At 20.2% G+C, this 20234-nt stretch carries 17 protein-coding genes and 2 tRNA genes; 3 read left to right on the forward strand and 16 right to left on the reverse strand.

Annotated elements, in window-relative coordinates:
• Positions 1-51 precede the first annotated feature (51 nt).
• From rlmB to GJT82_RS00935, 10 genes are all read right to left on the reverse strand, one after another.
• Entirely contained in the window at positions 52-798 is a 747-nt protein-coding gene (rlmB, locus tag GJT82_RS00890; RefSeq protein ID WP_168819336.1) for a 23S rRNA (guanosine(2251)-2'-O)-methyltransferase RlmB, read from the reverse strand.
• 239 nt (positions 799-1037) lie between these two features.
• Positions 1038-1784, reverse strand: coding sequence for an SPFH domain-containing protein (locus tag GJT82_RS00895; RefSeq protein WP_168819339.1), 747 nt, complete (start codon positions 1782-1784; stop codon positions 1038-1040).
• An 88-nt stretch (positions 1785-1872) separates the two neighbouring features.
• The gene (locus tag GJT82_RS00900; protein ID WP_168819341.1) at positions 1873-2514 is read right to left on the reverse strand and encodes an SPFH domain-containing protein; all 642 of its coding nucleotides are present in this window, start codon (positions 2512-2514) and stop codon (positions 1873-1875) included.
• Between the two features lie 89 nt (positions 2515-2603).
• Positions 2604-3545 carry a tRNA (adenosine(37)-N6)-dimethylallyltransferase MiaA gene (gene miaA / locus GJT82_RS00905; RefSeq protein ID WP_168819343.1) on the reverse strand — a complete coding sequence of 314 codons (942 nt, stop codon included), beginning with the start codon at positions 3543-3545 and terminating at the stop codon, positions 2604-2606.
• Positions 3542-5254, reverse strand: a complete 1713-nt coding sequence (mutL, locus tag GJT82_RS00910) for a DNA mismatch repair endonuclease MutL (RefSeq protein WP_168819345.1) — start codon at positions 5252-5254, stop codon at positions 3542-3544. Before mutL ends, miaA begins: the two co-directional genes overlap by 4 nt.
• Before the next feature lie 25 nt (positions 5255-5279).
• A tRNA-Gly gene (locus tag GJT82_RS00915) sits at positions 5280-5353 on the reverse strand.
• Between the two features lie 84 nt (positions 5354-5437).
• Positions 5438-5980, reverse strand: coding sequence for an oligoribonuclease (gene orn, locus GJT82_RS00920; protein ID WP_168819347.1), 543 nt, complete (start codon positions 5978-5980; stop codon positions 5438-5440).
• Between the two features lie 51 nt (positions 5981-6031).
• Complete coding sequence (gene efp / locus GJT82_RS00925; protein WP_168819349.1) at positions 6032-6604, reverse strand: elongation factor P; 573 nt, start codon at positions 6602-6604, stop codon at positions 6032-6034.
• 209 nt (positions 6605-6813) lie between these two features.
• The gene (gene groL, locus GJT82_RS00930; RefSeq protein ID WP_168819351.1) at positions 6814-8460 is read right to left on the reverse strand and encodes a chaperonin GroEL; all 1647 of its coding nucleotides are present in this window, start codon (positions 8458-8460) and stop codon (positions 6814-6816) included.
• A 68-nt stretch (positions 8461-8528) separates the two neighbouring features.
• Positions 8529-8822, reverse strand: a complete 294-nt coding sequence (locus tag GJT82_RS00935) for a co-chaperone GroES (RefSeq protein ID WP_168819353.1) — start codon at positions 8820-8822, stop codon at positions 8529-8531.
• Between the two features lie 264 nt (positions 8823-9086).
• On the opposite strand from GJT82_RS00935, the gene GJT82_RS00940 reads away from it, so the two are divergent.
• Both GJT82_RS00940 and GJT82_RS00945 read left to right on the forward strand, forming a co-directional pair.
• The gene (locus GJT82_RS00940; RefSeq protein WP_168819355.1) at positions 9087-10361 is read left to right on the forward strand and encodes an anaerobic C4-dicarboxylate transporter family protein; all 1275 of its coding nucleotides are present in this window, start codon (positions 9087-9089) and stop codon (positions 10359-10361) included.
• An 88-nt stretch (positions 10362-10449) separates the two neighbouring features.
• A tRNA-Phe gene (locus GJT82_RS00945) sits at positions 10450-10522 on the forward strand.
• A 2-nt stretch (positions 10523-10524) separates the two neighbouring features.
• Here GJT82_RS00945 and fabA read toward each other — a convergent pair.
• From fabA to carA, 5 genes are all read right to left on the reverse strand, one after another.
• Positions 10525-11025 (reverse strand): bifunctional 3-hydroxydecanoyl-ACP dehydratase/trans-2-decenoyl-ACP isomerase, encoded by a 501-nt coding sequence (fabA, locus tag GJT82_RS00950; RefSeq protein WP_168819357.1) that lies wholly within the window; start codon positions 11023-11025, stop codon positions 10525-10527.
• A gap of 188 nt (positions 11026-11213) precedes the next feature.
• A complete protein-coding gene (locus GJT82_RS00955; RefSeq protein ID WP_168819358.1) occupies positions 11214-12269 on the reverse strand; it encodes an OmpA family protein in 1056 nt (351 codons plus the stop codon).
• Between the two features lie 118 nt (positions 12270-12387).
• Positions 12388-13395 (reverse strand): tRNA-modifying protein YgfZ, encoded by a 1008-nt coding sequence (ygfZ, locus tag GJT82_RS00960; RefSeq protein ID WP_168819360.1) that lies wholly within the window; start codon positions 13393-13395, stop codon positions 12388-12390.
• Positions 13396-13495: 100 nt separating this feature from the next.
• Positions 13496-16714, reverse strand: a complete 3219-nt coding sequence (gene carB, locus GJT82_RS00965) for a carbamoyl-phosphate synthase large subunit (protein ID WP_168819370.1) — start codon at positions 16712-16714, stop codon at positions 13496-13498.
• The gene (gene carA, locus GJT82_RS00970) at positions 16698-17885 is read right to left on the reverse strand and encodes a glutamine-hydrolyzing carbamoyl-phosphate synthase small subunit (protein ID WP_281348978.1); all 1188 of its coding nucleotides are present in this window, start codon (positions 17883-17885) and stop codon (positions 16698-16700) included. Before carA ends, carB begins: the two co-directional genes overlap by 17 nt.
• A 121-nt stretch (positions 17886-18006) precedes the next feature.
• On the opposite strand from carA, the gene lpcA reads away from it, so the two are divergent.
• Positions 18007-18600, forward strand: a complete 594-nt coding sequence (gene lpcA, locus GJT82_RS00975; RefSeq protein ID WP_168819372.1) for a D-sedoheptulose 7-phosphate isomerase — start codon at positions 18007-18009, stop codon at positions 18598-18600.
• An 88-nt stretch (positions 18601-18688) separates the two neighbouring features.
• Here lpcA and ilvC read toward each other — a convergent pair whose 3' ends face one another.
• A complete protein-coding gene (ilvC, locus tag GJT82_RS00980; protein ID WP_168819374.1) occupies positions 18689-20161 on the reverse strand; it encodes a ketol-acid reductoisomerase in 1473 nt (490 codons plus the stop codon).
• Between the last annotated feature and the right edge of the window lie 73 nt (positions 20162-20234).

Here is a 20234-nt window from a genome sequence, read left to right on the forward strand (position 1 = left end):
AATAGTAAATTTATTTTTAAATAATATAAATAATATTTTATATCATATATACTATTTTAAAAATAAATTTTGTCTTATTATTTCAAATAGAAAAATACCAGTAGATACAGAAACATTTAAAGAATTAATATTATTAAATAATGGTATACTTAATAATATATCACAATTATTTTTTATAATAGGTCTTATTCCTTTATTTTCTGATCCCATAATTAAACATATAGGTAAATATATTTTTTTATCATAAATAATATTTTTACTTTTATTATCTGTTCCTATTATAGTTATATTATTATTTTTTAACAAATTAATTATTTGAATTAAGCTATTAACAAATATAATTGGTAACATCTCTGATGTTCCACAAGATATTTTTCTCACTGTTGAATTTAATTTTGATGAATGATGTTTAGATAATATAATAATATTAATTTTAGCCGCTACAGCAGTTCTTATACATGCTCCAAAATTTTGTGGATCTGTAATTCTATCTAACATTAAAATAAATGGTTTTTTAAATTTTTTAATTATTTTTAATATATCATTTTTATGATATTTAGATTTTTTTAAAAAAATTATACCTAATATTCCTTGATGTACATGATTATTAGTTTTTTTATTTAACCATTGTTTTTTTACCATATAATATGGAATATTATATTTATTTATATAAATAAATATTTCTTTAATTTTATTAGTAATTTTTTTATTATTTAATATATAAATTTTTTTAAATAAGCTAGGATTATTTTTTAATAAATTTATTACAGGATAAATTCCAAAAATAATATCTTCCATATTATATAATTATTTTAATATTTAATCTTTATTTTATCATTTATAAAATGAAAAAAAAAGATTTTTTACAAAAAATGTTTTTAAATTAAATTTAAAATAATCTTCTTTATTAATTAAAATTATATGTTTTGTATTATTTACTATTTGATAATAAAAAATATAATTAATATTTTTACTAAATAAATTTATAATTTTATATTTTTTTATCTTTTTATTAAATTTTTAATAGAATTATATTTTTATAAACAAGATTTATGTTTAAATTTATTCGATATTTTAATATTTTTATTATTTATTTTATTTTTGATTTCTTTCACAATTTTTTTTGTTTTATTTTTTTCATTATAAATTATAAATTTTAATTCATAACTAATACGATTAATTATACTTTTTAACATATTTTTAGATAAAATAATTTTTTTAATTCTAACATCAATAATATCTATCCCTAAATTTAATAAATTTTTAATAAAAATTTTATTATTATCATTTTGAAAAAATAATTTAGATACAAAATTTTCTTTAAAATTATTATTTTCACAATTTGATAAATTCTTAACTGAAAAATCATGATTATTATTCAAAACTTTTTTAATATTTAATTTATCAAGTTTTAATTGTAATTTATCACTAAAATATTTCTTAATATAAATTTCAGTTTGAATTAAATTACCATTAGTTTTTAAAAAATATTGTTTATAATCAACAATTTTCCACATTACATAAGATTTAATTACTAGATCTATTTTATTTTTCAAAATAAATTTTTGAATTTGAAAATTAGTATTGAATAATCCAGAATTTAAAATTTTAATTTGATTTAAAAATGGTACTTGAAAATATAACCCTGGTTTATATATTTTAATAATATTATGATTTTTATCATTATTAAAATAAACACCAATATAACCTTCATTAATAATGAATATAGATAAATATAAAAAATTTAATATTATTATTAGTAAATAAATTAAATATTTACACATTTTTTAAAATTCTTTTAATTAAATTTAATTATAAATTATATTTTAAATAAATAATTATTATTATTATAATAAAGATTATTTTTTATTATTATTTTATATAATCAATTTTTTTATAATATAATATTACGTCTCGTATACATTTTTTTTTATTTTCTTTAACAAGAAAATAATTATTAAATAATTTTTCTATTTTTTTAGGAAGATAAACATATTCAATACTAATATTTGAAATATCAATACCAAAATTATATTTTTTTGCTATTAATTGTAATTTTTTTTTAATTTCATCATTTATTACATTATAATTATTAGTTAAAATATAATTTATTGGAAATTTTCCTATAACTTGATTTAAAACACTATCAATAGAATCTTTAAAATTATATATAAAATCTTTATTATATAGTAAATGTAATAATGGATTAACAACTTTATATTCTGTAATCATCTTTACATAAATTGGATATAAATCTAAAGTTAAAATAAAAATATTTCTAATTAATATTTTTACAAAAACAACATTTACAATATTAAGTTTATCAAAAAAAAATAATTTCCAATGTAATCCTGGTAAAACCACATTATGCAACTTACCTAATCTAGTAACAACACCTTTATCTGTATTTTTAATAATATAAAATCCATTAATAAATAAAAATAGACTAACAAATAAAAAAAATATAAATGAGTATTTTATTATTTTATTTTTATTAAAACCATTTTTATTCATATTTTTTTATTTACTAGTAATAAAAGTAAATCATATAATATTTCAATTAATTATATATACCATATTTTTTAATAATTATAAAATTACTTTTAAAAAAATTTTTTATTTATGATGTTTATCATATAATTATATGCAAAATTTAAATTTTCACTATTTAACCAATATATATTATTCCAATTTTTTAACCATGTTAATTGTTTTTTAACTAAATGATGTGTAGATAAAATTATTTGATCTATCATATCTTTATAATTTATTTTATTTTCAATGTATAAATACATTTCTTTATAACCAATACAACGCATTGAAGGAAAATTTTTTTGTAATTTTTTATTATATAAAAGATTTCTTACTTCTGATTCAAATCCTAATTGAAACATTTTTATTAATCTATTATTTATAGAATCATATAATTTATTACGATCATAATAAGTTAATCCAAATTGATATATTTTATAAGGAATTTTATCTCTTTTAATTTTTATAAGTTCACTTAATGGTTTTCCTGTTAAAAAAAAAACTTCTAATGCTCTTAAATTTCTTTGTATATCAGAAGGATGAATTTTATTTGCAGAACATAAATCTACTTCATTTAACATATCATGTAAAGATTGATATTTATGATGATTTTTTATTTTATTAATAATTATATTACGAATTTTAATATTAGCAGATGGTAAAATAGAAATTGGATCTATTAATTTTTTATAGTAAAACATACTACCACCAACTAATAATGGTATGTTTCCTTTTTTAATGATTTTTTTAATAATTTTTAAAGTATCATAATAAAATTCAAATACAGAATAATATTCATGTGGTTCTTTAATATCAATTAACCAATGTTTTGTATAATAAAGATCTTTTTTATTTGGTTTAGCAGTACCTATATTCATCCATTTATATATTAAAGAAGAATCTACACTTATTAATTCAATAGGAAAAATTTTAGATAATTTCATTGCTAAATGAGTTTTTCCTGAAGCTGTAGTACCCATTAAAAATATTATTGGTGGTAATTTATTATTCATATAATATATTTGCTAAAACTTATTGGATAAAATAATTTTGTAATTATAATAGTATTTTTTTCAAAAATAAATAATTCAAATTCCATTAATAAATCAATTATTTTAAAATAATCCCATAATTTTGGAATATTAATTATATATATAATAATCCATTTTAATATTTTTTTTAAAGAAATATCATTTTTAATTAAAAAATATTTAAACAAATTTATAAAAAAAAGTTGTATATCAAAATTTGATAATAAAGATGGTATAGATATTAATTGTAATTTATATTTATTATAATTATTTATAATAAAATTAAATCCTAAAGTTTGTAAAATTTTTCTTAATTTGTAAAAAATTTCTAATTCTTTTTCAATTAATTTTATTTTTAAATTTAAAAAAATAATTTCAATGTTATTTTGATTTTTCAAATAAAACTTATATTTTATTTTTAATAATAAAAATTCTATTTCTTTTACAGAAAGATAAAATAAAATATTATTCTTTTCAACTATAATCCAATTATTTTTTAATATTGTTCTTAATATACCAAAATTTTTAAAATGAAAAACAGGAATATTTTTTAATAAAACTAATTTTTTTTTTTTTATTTTATTAAATAATATATTATTATAAGTATCTATATTTTTATTTATAATAAATTTATTTTCTCTATTAAAATTATTTTTTTCTTTATTTATAGTAAAAATACTATTTTTATTTTTATGAATAGATGAATAATTTAATATACTTTTATGAAAAAAATTATAAATTAATTCTAATTGAAAAAAATTTACATCTTTTTTTTGTGGATGTATATTAATATCAATTTTATTTGATTCTATTTCTAAATAAATTAAAAATGATTGATGATAATAAAAACCAAATTTAATTTTACATATTTCTTTAATAATACGATTAATAAATTTATTATTAATAATACGATTATTAATGTAAAAATATTTTTTTATATTAATTGAATATTTATTATTTGGAATTGTAATCCAACCAAATAAATTCATTTTATGATAATTTGAATTTATTTCTAATGATTGTTTAATAAAATCTTGACCACATATACTTTTAATTCTTTTAATATAAGATATATTACTTTCTACTTTTGGAAAATTATAAATAATTTTATTATTATATATAAATTTAATTCCTATATTTAATTTCATTAAAATAACAGATTTAATTATATTTTTAATATGTATAAATTCTATTTTATTATTAGATATAAATTTTCTTCTAGCTGGAATATTATAAAAAAGATCTAATACTTCTATTGTCGTTCCCATAGTATTTGGTGATGGTCTTATATAAATTATATTATTATCCATTCCTTCTGTATATATTTCCCAAGCTGTTTTTTGATATATTGTTTTTGAAATAATTTTTATTCTAGATATATTTTTAATACTAGTTAATGCTTCACCTCTAAAACCAAAGCTTTTAAAATATTCTAAATCATTTAAATTTTTTATTTTACTTGTTGCATATTTTTTTAAACATAATAATAAATCATTTTTAGACATACCAATTCCATTATCATTAATTTTAATTGATTTTATTCCTCCTTTTTCAATATATATATTTATTTGAGATGATAAAGCATCAATACTATTTTCAATAAGTTCTTTAACAACCGCTGATGGTCTATCAATAACTTCACCAGCTGCTATTTGTTTTATAATTTCTTTAGGTAATATTTTAATAGACATGTATTTTAATTAAGAAATTATTTTGAGCGGGAAACGAGATTCGAACTCGCGACCCCAACCATGGCAAGGTTGTACTCTACCAATCTGAGCTATTCCCGCATAATTGAATAAATTTTAAGTTTAAACTCTTTTTATAGTAATAAAAATATTATTTTATTGTCAATATTTTTTATATAATTAAAATTAAATATTAAAAAAATGTTTTCTATAAAACTTTAATTCTTCTAATGATTGATATATATCTTGTATAGCACTGTGTTTATTATTTTTTTTAAATTTAATAAAATCATTTTTTTTCCATATTTTTATTAATTCTTTTATAGTACTTACATCAATATTACGATAATGAAAATATTTTTCTAAATTAGGCATATAGTTATATATAAATCTTCTATCTTGACAAATACTATTTCCACACATAGGAGATTTTTGTGGATATATCCATAATTTTAAAAAATTTAAAATATATTTTTCAGTTTTCTTTTCATTAAATATACTTTTATTAACTCTATTAATTAACCCAGTTTTTTTATGTGTTTTTAAATTCCATTTATCCATATTATCTAATTCTTTTTTTGATTGATGAATTGCTATTACAGGTCCTTCGGTTAATATATTTAAATTATTATCTGTAATAATAATAGCTATTTCAATAATACGATTTAAATTAGGATTTAATCCTGTCATTTCTAAATCTAACCATATTAAATTATTATTTTTTATCATATTAAAATTTAATAAAAATATTAAATTTATTAAAAATTTTATTTTAATAAATTATTTTTTAAAACGAGAAACATATGATTTATTTCTAATATCTATTTTAATTTTATCACCTATTTTTATAAATGATGGTACTTTAATTACTTCTCCATTACTAAGAATTGCTTGTTTACTAATATTATTTATTGTTTCATTTTTTATATTCATATCCGTATTAATAATTGTTAAATTAATAAAATTTGGCAAAGTTATAAATATAGGAGATTCATTCCATAATGTTATATTATAAACTTGATTAGAAATCAACCATTTATATTTATCTTTTATTATTAATTTATTAATCATTATTTGTTCAAAATTTTCCTTATACATAAAATAATAAAAATTATTTTTTTCAGTATATAAATATATTAAATTATTTTCTGTTATATCTGCAGTATTTAAAGAATGAGTTGATTTAAAAGTTTTATCAATTAATTTTTCAGTAATTAAATTACGCATTTTAATTCTAACAAATGCTTGACCTTTACCTGGTTTTACAAAATTACTAGATTCTATTGAATATGGTTCATTTAAAAATATAAATTTCATACCAATTTTAAAATTATTACTAGAATAATTAATCATTATTATATAACCATTAAAAAATTTTAATTAATATATTTAAACAAAAATTATCATCAATTAATTTAATATTTCAAATATTTTTTATTAAAAATATTTTAAAATTAATTAAATTTAATAAAATAAATGCTGTGCTTTATGATAAGCACAGCAAAAATACTTAAAACAATTTATACTAATTTAAAATATATTTAAAATATATTTTTATTTTATTACATCATACCACCCATACCACCACCCATACCAGATGGAGGTGTATTATTTATTTCAGATTTTTCATCTTTTGGTAAATCTGTTACCATACATTCTGTAGTAATCATAAGTCCTGCAACAGAAGCTGAATATTGTAAAGCAGAACGTGTTACTTTAGTAGGATCTAAAATACCAAATTTAATCATATCACCATATTCTTCACTGGCTGCATTATATCCATAGTTACCTTGCCCATCTTTAACATTATTTGCTACAACAGATGGTTCTTCTCCAGAATTAAATACTATTTGACGTAATGGAGCTTCCATAGCTCTTAATGCAACTTTTATACCCATATTTTGGTCTTCATTTTGACCTTTTAAATTATTTAATTTTGCTGCTACACGAACTAATGCTACTCCACCACCTGCAACAACTCCTTCTTCCACAGCTGCTCTAGTAGCATGTAAAGCATCTTCTACTCTAGCTTTTTTTTCTTTCATTTCAACTTCAGTAGCGGCACCAACTTTTAATACAGCAACTCCTCCAGCTAATTTTGCTACACGTTCTTGTAATTTTTCACGATCATAGTCTGATGTAGCTTCATCTATTTGTTGTCTTATTTGTACTACACGACTAGAAATATCACTTTGTTTGCCCATACCATCTATAATAGTAGTTGTATCTTTATTTATTACAATACGTTTTGCTTGTCCTAAATCGTTTAATTTAGTTTTTTCTAATTCTAAACCAATTTCTTCAGAAATAACATTACCACCTGTTAAAATTGATATATCTTGTAACATTGCTTTACGGCGATCTCCAAAACCTGGAGCTTTAACTGCAGCTACTTTTACAACTCCACGCATAGTATTTACTACTAAAGTAGCTAATGCTTCTCCATCAACATCTTCTGCTATTATTAATAATGATTTATTTGCTTTAGCTACCATTTCTAAAACAGGTAACATTTCACGTATATTAGATAATTTTTTATCAACTAATAATATAAATGGATTTTCCAGTTCCACTGTTCCAGATTCTGATTTGTTAATAAAATATGGAGATAAGTATCCTCTGTCAAATTGCATTCCTTCAACAACATCTAATTCATCTTCTAATCCACTTCCTTCTTCTACAGTAATAACACCTTCTTTACCTACTTTTTTCATAGCTTGTGCAATTAAATCACCTACTGCTTCATCTGCATTAGCTGAAATAGTTCCTACTTGTGCTATAGCTTTAGAATTAGAACATGGTACAGAAAGAATTTTTAATTCTTCTACAGCTGCTATAACTGCTTTGTCTATTCCTCTCTTCAAATCCATAGGATTCATACCAGCAGCAACAGCTTTTAATCCTTCACTAACAATAGCTTGTGCTAAAACACTAGCTGTTGTTGTTCCATCTCCAGCTGCATCATTAGCTTTGGAAGCAACTTCTTTTACCATTTGTGCTCCCATATTTTCAAACTTATCTTCTAATTCAATTTCTCTAGCTACTGTCACTCCATCTTTAGTAATAGCAGGAGCACCAAATGATTTATCTAAAACTACATTTCTTCCTTTCGGACCAAGTGTAATTTTGACTGCATCTGCTAATACATTTACGCCTCGTAACATTTTTACACGAGCATCATTACCAAATTTTACATCTTTAGCGGCCATTTTAAATATCCCTTAAATTTATTTAAATTAGTATTACTATAAATAAAATTTATTTCAAAAAAATTTTTCTATTCTTTTACGATAGCCAAAATATCACTTTCTGACATTATTAATATTTCTTTATCATCAATTTTTTCTGTTTTAACATTATATCCATCATTAAATATTATTATATCACCTTTTTTTACATCTAATGGCTTTACTTGACCATTATCTAGTATACGTCCTTTACCTACAGCCAAAACTTCTCCACGAGTAGATTTTCCAACGGCAGTTCCAGTTAATACAATACCGCCAGATGACTTAGTTTCAATTTTTTTACGTTTTACAATTACACGATCATGTAATGGACGAATATTCATTAAATTCTCCTTATAATTAAATATGTTTAACATAATCTTAATTAATATTAATTTATTTTATTAAGTAAGGTGACATGAAAGATAAGGACATATTTTATCTGTTTCAAGGTCTATGTTTTAAAAAAATTAAAATATAATTAATTATATAACATATTTTATTAAAAATTAACGATAAATAGAATTTTTTTTATAAAAAGTGTAGGTTATAAAATATATTATTTTATTTTTTAAAAATATAAATAAAACTAAAATAAAAGGTATATTATGATTTTTATTGAATTAATTATTATTTTATTACTCATATATATGGGTTGTAAGTCAGGTGGTATGGCATTAGGTTTATTTGGAACTTTTGGAGTATTGATTTTAACAGTATTTTTTCATAAAAAAATTGGTAATATTCCATTTGATGTAATAGAAATAATTTTATCTGTAATAATTACAATTTCTACAGTAAAATTATCTGGAGGTATAGAATATTTAGTATTCTATATGAATAAAATTTTATCTAAAAATAAAAAGTATATTATAATTGTTTCTCCTATAATGACTTATTGTATTACTTTATTGTCAGGAACAGGACATACGGCACTTTCAATATTTCCTGTTATTATTAATATATCTAAAAAAAATGGTATAAAACCAGTATATCCATTATCAATATCTGTAGTAGCATCTCAAATTGGAGTTACAGCATCACCTATATCTGCATCATTAATATATTTATCTAAAATATTAGATCCATTAGGAATTAGTTATAATCAATTATTAATCATTCTAATTCCATCAACATTCATATCAATTTTAATTACTTCAATAATAATTAGTTTATATAATATTAAAAAAAAAAATTCGTTAAATACTTATAATTTTTCTTGTAATAAAAAAATACAAAACAAAAAAAATGGTAAATATTCAATATTATTATTCTTAATAGGAATTATAACAATTCTTATATATAATATATTATGTGATTATATTTTTTCTAATCAAATGAAAATTCTATCAAGAACTGAATCAATAATAATATTCATGTTAACAACTGCATTAATAATATCTATTATATGTAAAATTAAAATAAAAAAAATTACTAGTACAAATATTTTTAAATCAGGTATTAATGCTTGTATTTGTGTAATGGGAGTATCGTGGTTAGGTGATACTTTTATTAAATCACATATTCATGAAATGAAATTTATTATCTTAAATATAGTACAACAATATCCTTGGATGTTATCTATTATTTTATTTTTTATAACATCTTTATTTTATTCTCAAGCAGCAACAACAAAAGCTATAATTCCAAGTTTAATCACTTTAGGTATCTCTCCTAAAATTATAATAGGATCTTTTACTGCTATTTCAGCTCTTTTTTTATTTCCAATATATCCAACTATATTATCTGCAGTAGAAATGGATGATACTGGTTCAACTAAAATAGGTAATTATGTTTTTAATCATTCTTTTTTAATTCCAGGAATTATAATTACTAGTTTATCAATTATATTAAGTTTTTTTATAGAAAGAATGATATTATAAAAATTATTTATTAAAAATAATTTTTATAATTAATAATAAACTATTGACGTCATATAGTAATTATTGTCATAATAAACCTTAATTTAATGCCCGGATAGCTCAGTTGGTAGAGCAGTGGACTGAAAATCCCCGTGTCGGTGGTTCAATTCCACCTTCGGGCATTTTATAATAAACCTACTTTTAAATTATTAGCTTTATATACTAATTTGTTATTAGATAATGCTATTCCATTTGCTATGCCAATAATATAATTTATATTAATAATTCGTTTAAAATTAATACAATAAGTTAATTTCTTAGATGTAGGTAATATTTCTCTAATAAATTTCACATTCTTTACTCCTAAAGCTCTACCTTTACCCTTACATCCTAGCCATCCTAAATAAAAACCAACTAATTGAAACATTGAATCTAATCCTAAACATCCTGGCATAATAGGATCATTAATAAAATGATAAGAAAAAAACCATATATTAGGATTAATATATAAATTTGCTTCTATATATCCTTTATTATGTGTTCCTCCATATTTTGTAATTTTAACAATTTGATCTATTAATAACATTTTACTAGATGATAATTTTGGATTTTCATTATTAAATAATTTTCCATGGCTAGCAATAATTAATTCTTTTTTAGAAAAAAAATTTTTTCTATATACCATAATATATAATCCTATAGTAATTTAATCTTATAGAATTAATATTCTACTGATTTTTAAATCAATTATTTAAAATTTTTAATTTTATCAAATATAATTTTAATAAATAATAGAATACTTAAATAAGTAATACAGAAATATAAATTTCTGTATTACTTATTTATTAATATTAAAATTAAAATAATTAAATTTTAGTATAAAAATTCTAGTAAGTTATGATAATAACCTGAAATATCTATTTCTACAACACGATCCGATTCTAAACATTTTTTTAATAATTTATAATTTTTTAATTGTTTACAATTTATATTATCTTCTGATCTAACACTACCTAAACTTTCAATAAATAAAATATCTTTTAATACACCTTGTGAGATTAAATATTTAGATACCATATTAGCTCTTTTGTTAGAAAGAGAAAAATTATATTTTTTTCTTCCAATAAAATCAGCAAATCCCGCAACTTTTGTTAAATTAATGTGATAATTAATAAGTTTTATTCTATGAGCAATTTGATTTAATATTTCTTTAGAATGATTTTGTAAAGTAAAATCATTAAATTTAAAAAATATTTTAGATTTTATATTAAAACGATTATTACTTAATTTTTCAAAAAAAATTTTATCAATTAATTTAGAAGATTTATGTTTATCAAAAGAATATGATAAACCAAAAACTAACATTGAATTGTTAGTTTCTTGACCAATAACATCATTACTGCCAATTTTTCTTGTAAATTGATATTCTAATCTAGATGACCAACTATTATTTATTTTATATTCACTTCCTAAAGATAATAATGGTGTAGCATTATAAAAATAATTATAATGATTATTATTTTTAACATCTATACGTGTAATAATAGCACCTAAACGACTATATATATCTAAATTTCCAATTATTGGACAAATAATTTTAGTAGATAATTGTATTCCTTGTGCTCTGAATAAATTAATTAAATTTTTATGATTACGAGAAATTAATCCTAACCAATCATAACCTAATTCAAAATTTAAATAACGGTTTTCTTTATAACCTAAGAAAAATCCACTACCTATTTTATTTATTTTTGAACTATCTCCTTTTTTAATACTATAACCTAAAAGGTTATCATATTGAGACCATCCAATTTTTGATCCTAAATACCAATCATTTTTATTATTTTTAATAGTATCAGCCATAACATTATTTGTGTTATAGCAAAAATTAACAAATATAGTTAAAATTATAAAAATTATTTTTTTCATTTTTTTCAATTCCTATTATTATATTAAACAACTATATAATAAAAATTAATAATATATAAATATTTGTTTACTTATAAATTTACTTATAATTTAAGAATTAAAATTAAAATTTACTTAATTAATTAAATTTTTTAACAAAGAAATTACTATGTTTATCTTTTATTAATTTTATTGAAGAAGAAAATTGAAATTCTTTCTTTAATATTGCTTGTATCCAAATAATATTATTTTTAAATTTTATTGAAGATAGTATACCTCCCCCTTTTGAATTTATTTTATAAATATCTTTTGTTTGATTAGAACAAAATTCTAATTCATCATAAAATGATGGTAAAAAATTAGCTATACCTTCTAACAAAAATAATGATTTATTTTTCTTTTTTCTAAAATGTGAAATACTAATTATTTCTTGTCCTAAATAACATCCTTTATTTAAATTAATAGCATTAAAAAAATTCATATTAGATTCTTGAGGAAGAAATTTAATACTATTATTTATATCAAAAATAGGGTATCCTATTTCCATATTAAATTTAGTCCATTGATTACTATCATATATTAATATGTTCTTATCTATTATATTTTTTATTAAAAATTTTGTATGTTTTTGATCTAAAATCATAAAATATCGTTTTATGGGAAGTATAAATTTTAAAAAAATATTATTATTATAAATAAATAAATTTTTTTCATTAGAAGAAAAATCATATTTATTAAATATTTTAGATAAAATTTTATTAGAATTTATTCCTGATAATCCTAAAATAATTTGTGATGTTTGTAATAAAATATTTATTTTATATAAAATTATATATTTTTTTATTTTATTTAAATAATCTTTTACAATATTTTTCCTTACTATATAACAATAACCATTTTTATATTTAAAAATATACATATTTGTTAATATTTTTCCTTTAACATTGCAATGTAATGCATGTAAAAAACATAATGGATTATTATCTAATTCATTAATATCTATTGTTAGTTGATTTTGTAAAAAAATTTTACTATCTTGTCCTTGTATAATTATAAAACTCCATGTATCTAATAAAATTAATTTTAATAAATCATTGGAAAAATCCACACAATTTTTATTAAAAAAATGTTTTTTTATATTAAACATATCTTATGAAAATTATTAATTTATAAATTATAATATAATTTTTGTAAATAATAAAAATATATTTATTATTAAATAATAATATTTATAATTAATTTTATTTTTATATATTTCTAATTAATGTTTTATGAATTTCCTGTAAAGAAAATATTCTTTTTTTAGGATTAACATCCATAGCTAATATTGTAGCAATAGAACCATTAATTGTTGTATCACAATGAATTCCATTTTCTAAAGCAAAAATTCTAATAAGTTTAGACATTTCAATAGAACTTTTAATAGATGTAGTATTAATGATATAATTATACTTCTTATTTTTTATAAAATCTATAATATTAGGTGATTTTTCTTCTACTTTTCTTACAATATTAACTTTTATATTTTTATTTTTTAAAAATTTACCAGTACCATTAGTTGCATCAATATTTAAACCATATTTAATTAATTTTTTTACTAATGGAATAACTGCAATTTTATCTTGATCTCTAACAGAGATTAATACTGAACCTATTTTTTTTATATTAACTTTTATACTTAACATAGTTTTAGCAAAAGCTTCTGCAAAAGTATATCCAATACCCATTACTTCTCCTGTTGAATGCATTTCAGGACCTAAAATTGGATCTACCCCATAAAATTTATTAAATGGTAATACTACTTCTTTTACAGAAAAATAATGAGGAATAATTTCTTTGTTAATTTTTAAATTAGGTAAAGTTTTTCCTACCATTACTAATGTTCCTATCTTTGCTAAAGGTATTCCTATAGCTTTAGATATAAATGGAATAGTACGTGAAGCTCTAGGATTAACTTCTATTAAATAAACGTCATTATTTTTAATAGCAAATTGTACATTGAAAACACCACAAATATTAAGTGCTATAGCTAATTTTTTTACTTGTGATCTAATTATATTTAAAATAAAATCACTAAGATTATTTGTAGGTAAAGAACAAGCAGAATCACCAGAATGTACTCCAGCATATTCTACATGTTCCATTATACCAGCAATAAAAACATTTTTTCTATCACAAATAGCATCTACATCAACTTCTATTGCATTATCTAAAAATTTATCTAATAAGACTGGAATATTATTAATTTTATAATATGTTTTTAAATCATTTATATTATAAATTAATTCCATTGATCTACCACCTAATACATAAGATGGTCTTATTACTATAGGATAACCAATTATTTGAGATTTTTCTATTGCTTCATTTAAATTATATACTATAAAATTTTCTGGTTGTTTTAATTTTAAAGAATTAACTATATGTTGAAATTTTTTTCTATTCTCAGCTGTATCAATAGAAGATGGACTTGTACCAATAATATTAACCCCTTGTTTTTCTAATAATCTAGCTAAATTTAATGGAGTTTGTCCACCATACTGTACAATAACTCCTTGAGGTTTTTCTATTCTAATAATTTCTAATATATCTTCTAAAGTAATTGGTTCAAAATATAAACGATCTGAAATATCATAATCAGTAGATACTGTTTCAGGATTACAATTAACCATAATAGTTTCAAATTTATTATCACGTAATACCATAGCAGCATGAACACAACAATAATCAAATTCTATTCCTTGACCAATTCTATTAGGACCACTTCCTAAAATCATAATTTTTTTATTGTTATTACTAGGATTAGATTCACATTCTGTAGCATATGTAGAATATATATATGCAGTATTAGTTTCAAATTCTGCCGCACATGTATCAACTCTTTTATATACTGGATGTAAATTATGACTATAGCGTAAATTACGTACTTTTTTTTCAGAAATTTGTAATAAATCAGCTAATCTAGAATCTGAAAATCCTTTTTTTTTTAAATTAAAAAAATAATTTTTATTTTTTAAACAATTTATACCTAAAGATTTTATTTTATTTTCAATAGTAATTATTTCTTTTATTTGTGCTAAAAACCAAGGATCTATATGAGAATAATGAAAAATATTCTTTATTGATATACCTAATCTAAAAGCATCAGCTATAAATCTAATTCTATCTGGTCCTGGTGTTTTTAATTCATTTATAATAAAATTTAAAAAATTATTATTTAAATTTTTTATTTTAGGTGTAAAACCATTAATTCCTATTTCTAAACTTCGTAAAGCTTTTTGAATAGATTCTTGAAATGTTCTTCCTATTGCCATAATTTCTCCTACAGATTTCATCTGTGTAGATAATCTATCACTAGCTCCTATAAATTTTTCAAAATTAAATCGAGGTATTTTTATAACTACATAATCAATAGTAGGTTCAAAAGATGCAGGAATTTTTTTATTAGTTATATCGTTCATTAATTCATCTAATGTGTATCCCACAGATAATTTTGCTGATATTTTTGCTATAGGAAATCCTGTTGCTTTAGAAGCTAAAGCAGATGATCGTGATACACGAGGATTCATTTCAATTACTACTAGTTTACCATTTTTAGGATTAATAGCAAATTGTACATTAGATCCACCTGATTCTATTCCTATTTCTTTCATAATCAATATAGAAGCATTTCTCATTATTTGATATTCTTTATCAGATAAAGTTTGAGCTGGAGCAACAGTAATAGAATCTCCAGTATGAATACCCATAGAATCAATATTTTCAATTGAACATATAACAATACAATTTCCATTTTTATCTCTTATTACTTCCATTTCATATTCTTTCCATCCTATTAAAGATTCATCAATTAATAATTCTTTATTAGGGGATAAATTTATTCCTCTATTATAAATATTTATAAATTCTTTTAAATTATGTGCTACACCTCCTCCACTTCCACCCATAGTGAAAGATGGTCTAATAATGCATGGAAATCCAATTTTATTCACAAAGTGAATAGCATCATCAATATTATTTACAATTTTAGAAGTAGCTATATTTAAACCTAATTTTTTTACAATTTTTGAAAAATAATAACGATTTTCAGCTTTATGAATTGCTTCAATAGTAACTCCAATAATTTTTACATTAAATTTATTTAAAATATTATTTTTATTTAAATCTAAAATACAATTTAAAGCTGTTTGTCCACCCATAGTCGGTAAAATAGCATTAGGTTTTTCTTTTTGTATAATCTTAGTTATAATTTCCCATTGTATAGGTTCTATATAAGTAACATCAGCAATATCAGGATCAGTCATAATTGTAGCCGGATTAGAATTAATTAAAATTAATTTATATCCTTCTTCTTTCAAAGCCTTACATGCTTGTGTTCCTGAATAATCAAATTCGCATGCTTGTCCTATAACTATAGGACCTGCTCCTAAAATCATAATACTCTTTATATCAGTATTTTTCGGCATGATTATAATCTCTTACATTTTGTTTTTTTTTACAATATTTTTGAACTAATTCTATAAAATAATCAAATAATATAGAAGCATCATGAGGACCTGGACTAGCTTCAGGATGTCCTTGAAAACCAAAAGCGGGTTTATCAATACGATGAATACCTTGTATAGTATTATCAAATAAAGATCTATGTGTTATTCTTAAATTTACTGGTATATGATTTATATCAATTGTAAATCCATGATTTTGTGTTGTTATTAATATTTTATTTGTTTGTATATTTCTTACAGGATGATTACTTCCATGATGTCCTAAAGTCATTTTTATTGTTTTAGCTCCACTTGCAAGTGCAAGAATTTGATGTCCTAAACATATTCCAAAGATTGGAATATTTGTTTTTAATAATTGTTTTACAGCATAAATAGCATAAAAACATGGTTTAGGATCTCCAGGACCATTAGATAAAAAAATTCCATCAGGATTTAATTTTATAAGTTCTTTAAAATCTGTATAAGCAGAAATAACAGTAACACGACATCCTCGGTCTACCAACATTTGTAAAATATTTTTTTTAATACCAAAATCATATGCTATTATATGCATAGGTAATAATAATTTTTTTTCTATATTTTTTTTAATTATTTGATATTTTTTATTTCCTTTTATCCAAGAGTAATTTTTATGAGTTGTTATTTCTTTAACTAAATCTAATCCTTGTAATCCTGGATATTGTTTAATTTTATTTCTAATATTGTGAAGATTAATATTTATTGTATTAGTAATAATACATCCAATATTAATTTTTTTATTACGTAATAAACGTGTTAATTGACGAGTATCAATATCTGAAATAGCAACTACATGTTTTTTTTTCAAATAAATATCTAAATTATTTTGACTTCTATAGTTACTTGATAATTCAGATAAATTATGAATAATCAAACCTTTTAGATAAATTTTAGATGATTCTTCATCTTCTTGATTAATACCAATATTTCCGATATGAGGATATGTAAGAGTAAGAATTTGTTTATAGTAAGATGGATCAGTAATTATTTCTTGATATCCAGTCATAGATGTATTAAAAACAACTTCTCCTATAACTGTACCATCAATTCCAATAGATTTTCCAAAAAATTTTGTTCCATCTTCCATTATTAAAAGTGCTTTATTATTAGTCAAATAAACCTCCAAATATACCAATTAACAATAATTGTTATTGTTAAATAATATTATATAAGTTAAAATTAATTTTTAAAAATTAATTATTTAAATTAAAAAATAATTTTTAGTAAAGACTATAATGTATAATAAAATTATTCATTCAGAATTATTATCAGCATCTAATATTTTAAAAGATTTTATAAAAAATAATCAAAATATTACTAATATTAAATTAGCAGCTAATTTAATTGTAAAATCTTTTTTAAATAATAATAAAGTTATTTCTTGTGGTAATGGTGGTTCACATTGTGATGCTATGCATTTTGCAGAAGAGTTAACAGGAAAATACAGAAATAAAAGATCTGCATATCCTGCATTATGCATATCAGATATATCTTATTTTTCTTGTGTAAGTAATGATTATGGTTATGAATATGTTTTTTCTCGTTATATAGAAGCATTAGGACAACCTAAAGATGTTTTATTTGCTTTAACCGCTTCTGGAAAATCTATAAATATAATTAATGCATTATATGCTGCTAAAAAAAAAAATATGAAAATAATATTACTTAATGGTAATTATCTTTCAAATAAAATAAAAAATTTGATTGATGTAAAAATTTCAGTAATTCATAATGGTTACGCAGATAGAATCCAAGAAATACATATTAAAATAATCCATATATTAATATTATTAATTGAAAAATTAATGAACGAAAAATATAATTTATAAAAAATATAATTTTTTTATAAATAAATTAATATATTATTTTACTCTCTTGAAATATTTAATTTAAGAGAGTAAATATTTAAAATTATTTTTAGAGAGATTTCATCTTAGTCATATATTTTCGTAATATATAACCAATTTTTTCAATTGAATGATTTCTAATTATTGAATTAATATTTAATAAATATTTATTTTTAACAGATATATGTTTAATATCTATAATTCCTAAATCTTCATCTTTTAAATTATTTATAAAATCTTTTAATAAAGGTATAGCTTGATTAGAAAATAAATAATTACCATATTCTGCTGTATCAGATATTACTTTGTTCATTTCATATAATTTTTTTCTTGCAATAATATTTGCAATTAAAGGTAACTCATGTAATGATTCATAATATGCCGATTTTGGTGAAATTCCTGTTTCTATCATTATTTCATATGATAATTCAACACTAGCTTTAATTATAGCTACCATAAATAAACCATGATTAAAAATTTCTTGTTCATTTATAATAATATTATTACCAACTAATGTTTGTTCAAATTTATTATTTCTTATTTTTTCTCTCCAATTTAATAAATTTTTATTATTATTGTTCCAATCATCTATTATTTCTTTAGAAAATTTTCCAGAAATAATATTGTCCATATGTAATTGAAATAATGGTTTTAAAATTTTTTTTAAAATTAAAGATAATTCATAAGCTCTAATTTTATTTTTATTATCCAACCTATCCATCATTAAAGTAATACCTCCTTGTTTTAAAGATTCAGTAATATATTCCCATCCAAATTGAATAAATTGTGATGCATATTCTTTATTTACTTTACGACTTATTAATTGATCAAATAATAATATAGAAGAAGTTTGTAACATACCACATAGAACAGTTTGTTCACCCATTAAATCAGATTTTACTTCTGCAACAAAAGAAGATTCTAATATGCCTGCTTTATGACTACCTATTCCCACAGCCCAAGCTTTTGCTATTTCTAATCCATTATTATTATTATAATTATTTTGTTGGTGTACAGCTATTAATGATGGTACACCAAAACCTCTTTTGTATTCTTCTCTAACTTCTGTTCCTGGACATTTTGGAGCAACCATAATTATATTTATATTTTTGGAAAATTTTTCTCCTTCTTCTACAATATTGAAACCATGAGAATATCCTATTGTAGCACCAGGTTTTATTAAACTTTTTATATTTCGTAAGAGTTCACTATGATTTTTATCAGGAGTTAAATTAATAATTAAATCAGCATTAGGAATTAATTCATTATATGTACCAATAATAAATTTATTTTTATAAGCTTTTTGCCAAGATAAATTTTTTTCTTTAATAGAATCTTTTTTTAAAGTATATGAGATATTTAATCCTGAATCTCTCATATTTAATCCTTGATTTAATCCTTGTGCTCCGCATCCTATAATAACTATTTTTTTATTTTTTAAATAATTTACTCCATTAGAAAATTCTTTAAATTTCATTAATCTACATTTTTTTAAATTTTTTAATTTTTCACGAAAATTTAATTTATTAAAATAATTACTCATTTTGATATCCTTATATAAATAAAATTATAATTATTGAATATATAAATATATTTATATATAAAATTATTAATTA

The organism is Enterobacteriaceae endosymbiont of Plateumaris rustica (assembly GCF_012562965.1).
In the GTDB taxonomy this organism is placed as follows: Bacteria; Pseudomonadota; Gammaproteobacteria; order Enterobacterales; family Enterobacteriaceae.

Coding starts and splice junctions, on each gene's coding strand:
- rlmB (WP_168819336.1), bottom strand. CDS start 798: ATGGAAGATATTATTTTTGGAATTTATCCTGTAATAAATTTATTAAAA.
- GJT82_RS00895 (WP_168819339.1), bottom strand. CDS start 1,784: ATGTGTAAATATTTAATTTATTTACTAATAATAATATTAAATTTTTTA.
- GJT82_RS00900 (WP_168819341.1), bottom strand. CDS start 2,514: ATGAATAAAAATGGTTTTAATAAAAATAAAATAATAAAATACTCATTT.
- miaA (WP_168819343.1), bottom strand. CDS start 3,545: ATGAATAATAAATTACCACCAATAATATTTTTAATGGGTACTACAGCT.
- mutL (WP_168819345.1), bottom strand. CDS start 5,254: ATGTCTATTAAAATATTACCTAAAGAAATTATAAAACAAATAGCAGCT.
- orn (WP_168819347.1), bottom strand. CDS start 5,980: ATGATAAAAAATAATAATTTAATATGGTTAGATTTAGAAATGACAGGA.
- efp (WP_168819349.1), bottom strand. CDS start 6,604: ATGATTAATTATTCTAGTAATAATTTTAAAATTGGTATGAAATTTATA.
- groL (WP_168819351.1), bottom strand. CDS start 8,460: ATGGCCGCTAAAGATGTAAAATTTGGTAATGATGCTCGTGTAAAAATG.
- GJT82_RS00935 (WP_168819353.1), bottom strand. CDS start 8,822: ATGAATATTCGTCCATTACATGATCGTGTAATTGTAAAACGTAAAAAA.
- GJT82_RS00940 (WP_168819355.1), top strand. CDS start 9,087: ATGATTTTTATTGAATTAATTATTATTTTATTACTCATATATATGGGT.
- fabA (WP_168819357.1), bottom strand. CDS start 11,025: ATGGTATATAGAAAAAATTTTTTTTCTAAAAAAGAATTAATTATTGCT.
- GJT82_RS00955 (WP_168819358.1), bottom strand. CDS start 12,269: ATGAAAAAAATAATTTTTATAATTTTAACTATATTTGTTAATTTTTGC.
- ygfZ (WP_168819360.1), bottom strand. CDS start 13,395: ATGTTTAATATAAAAAAACATTTTTTTAATAAAAATTGTGTGGATTTT.
- carB (WP_168819370.1), bottom strand. CDS start 16,714: ATGCCGAAAAATACTGATATAAAGAGTATTATGATTTTAGGAGCAGGT.
- lpcA (WP_168819372.1), top strand. CDS start 18,007: ATGTATAATAAAATTATTCATTCAGAATTATTATCAGCATCTAATATT.
- ilvC (WP_168819374.1), bottom strand. CDS start 20,161: ATGAGTAATTATTTTAATAAATTAAATTTTCGTGAAAAATTAAAAAAT.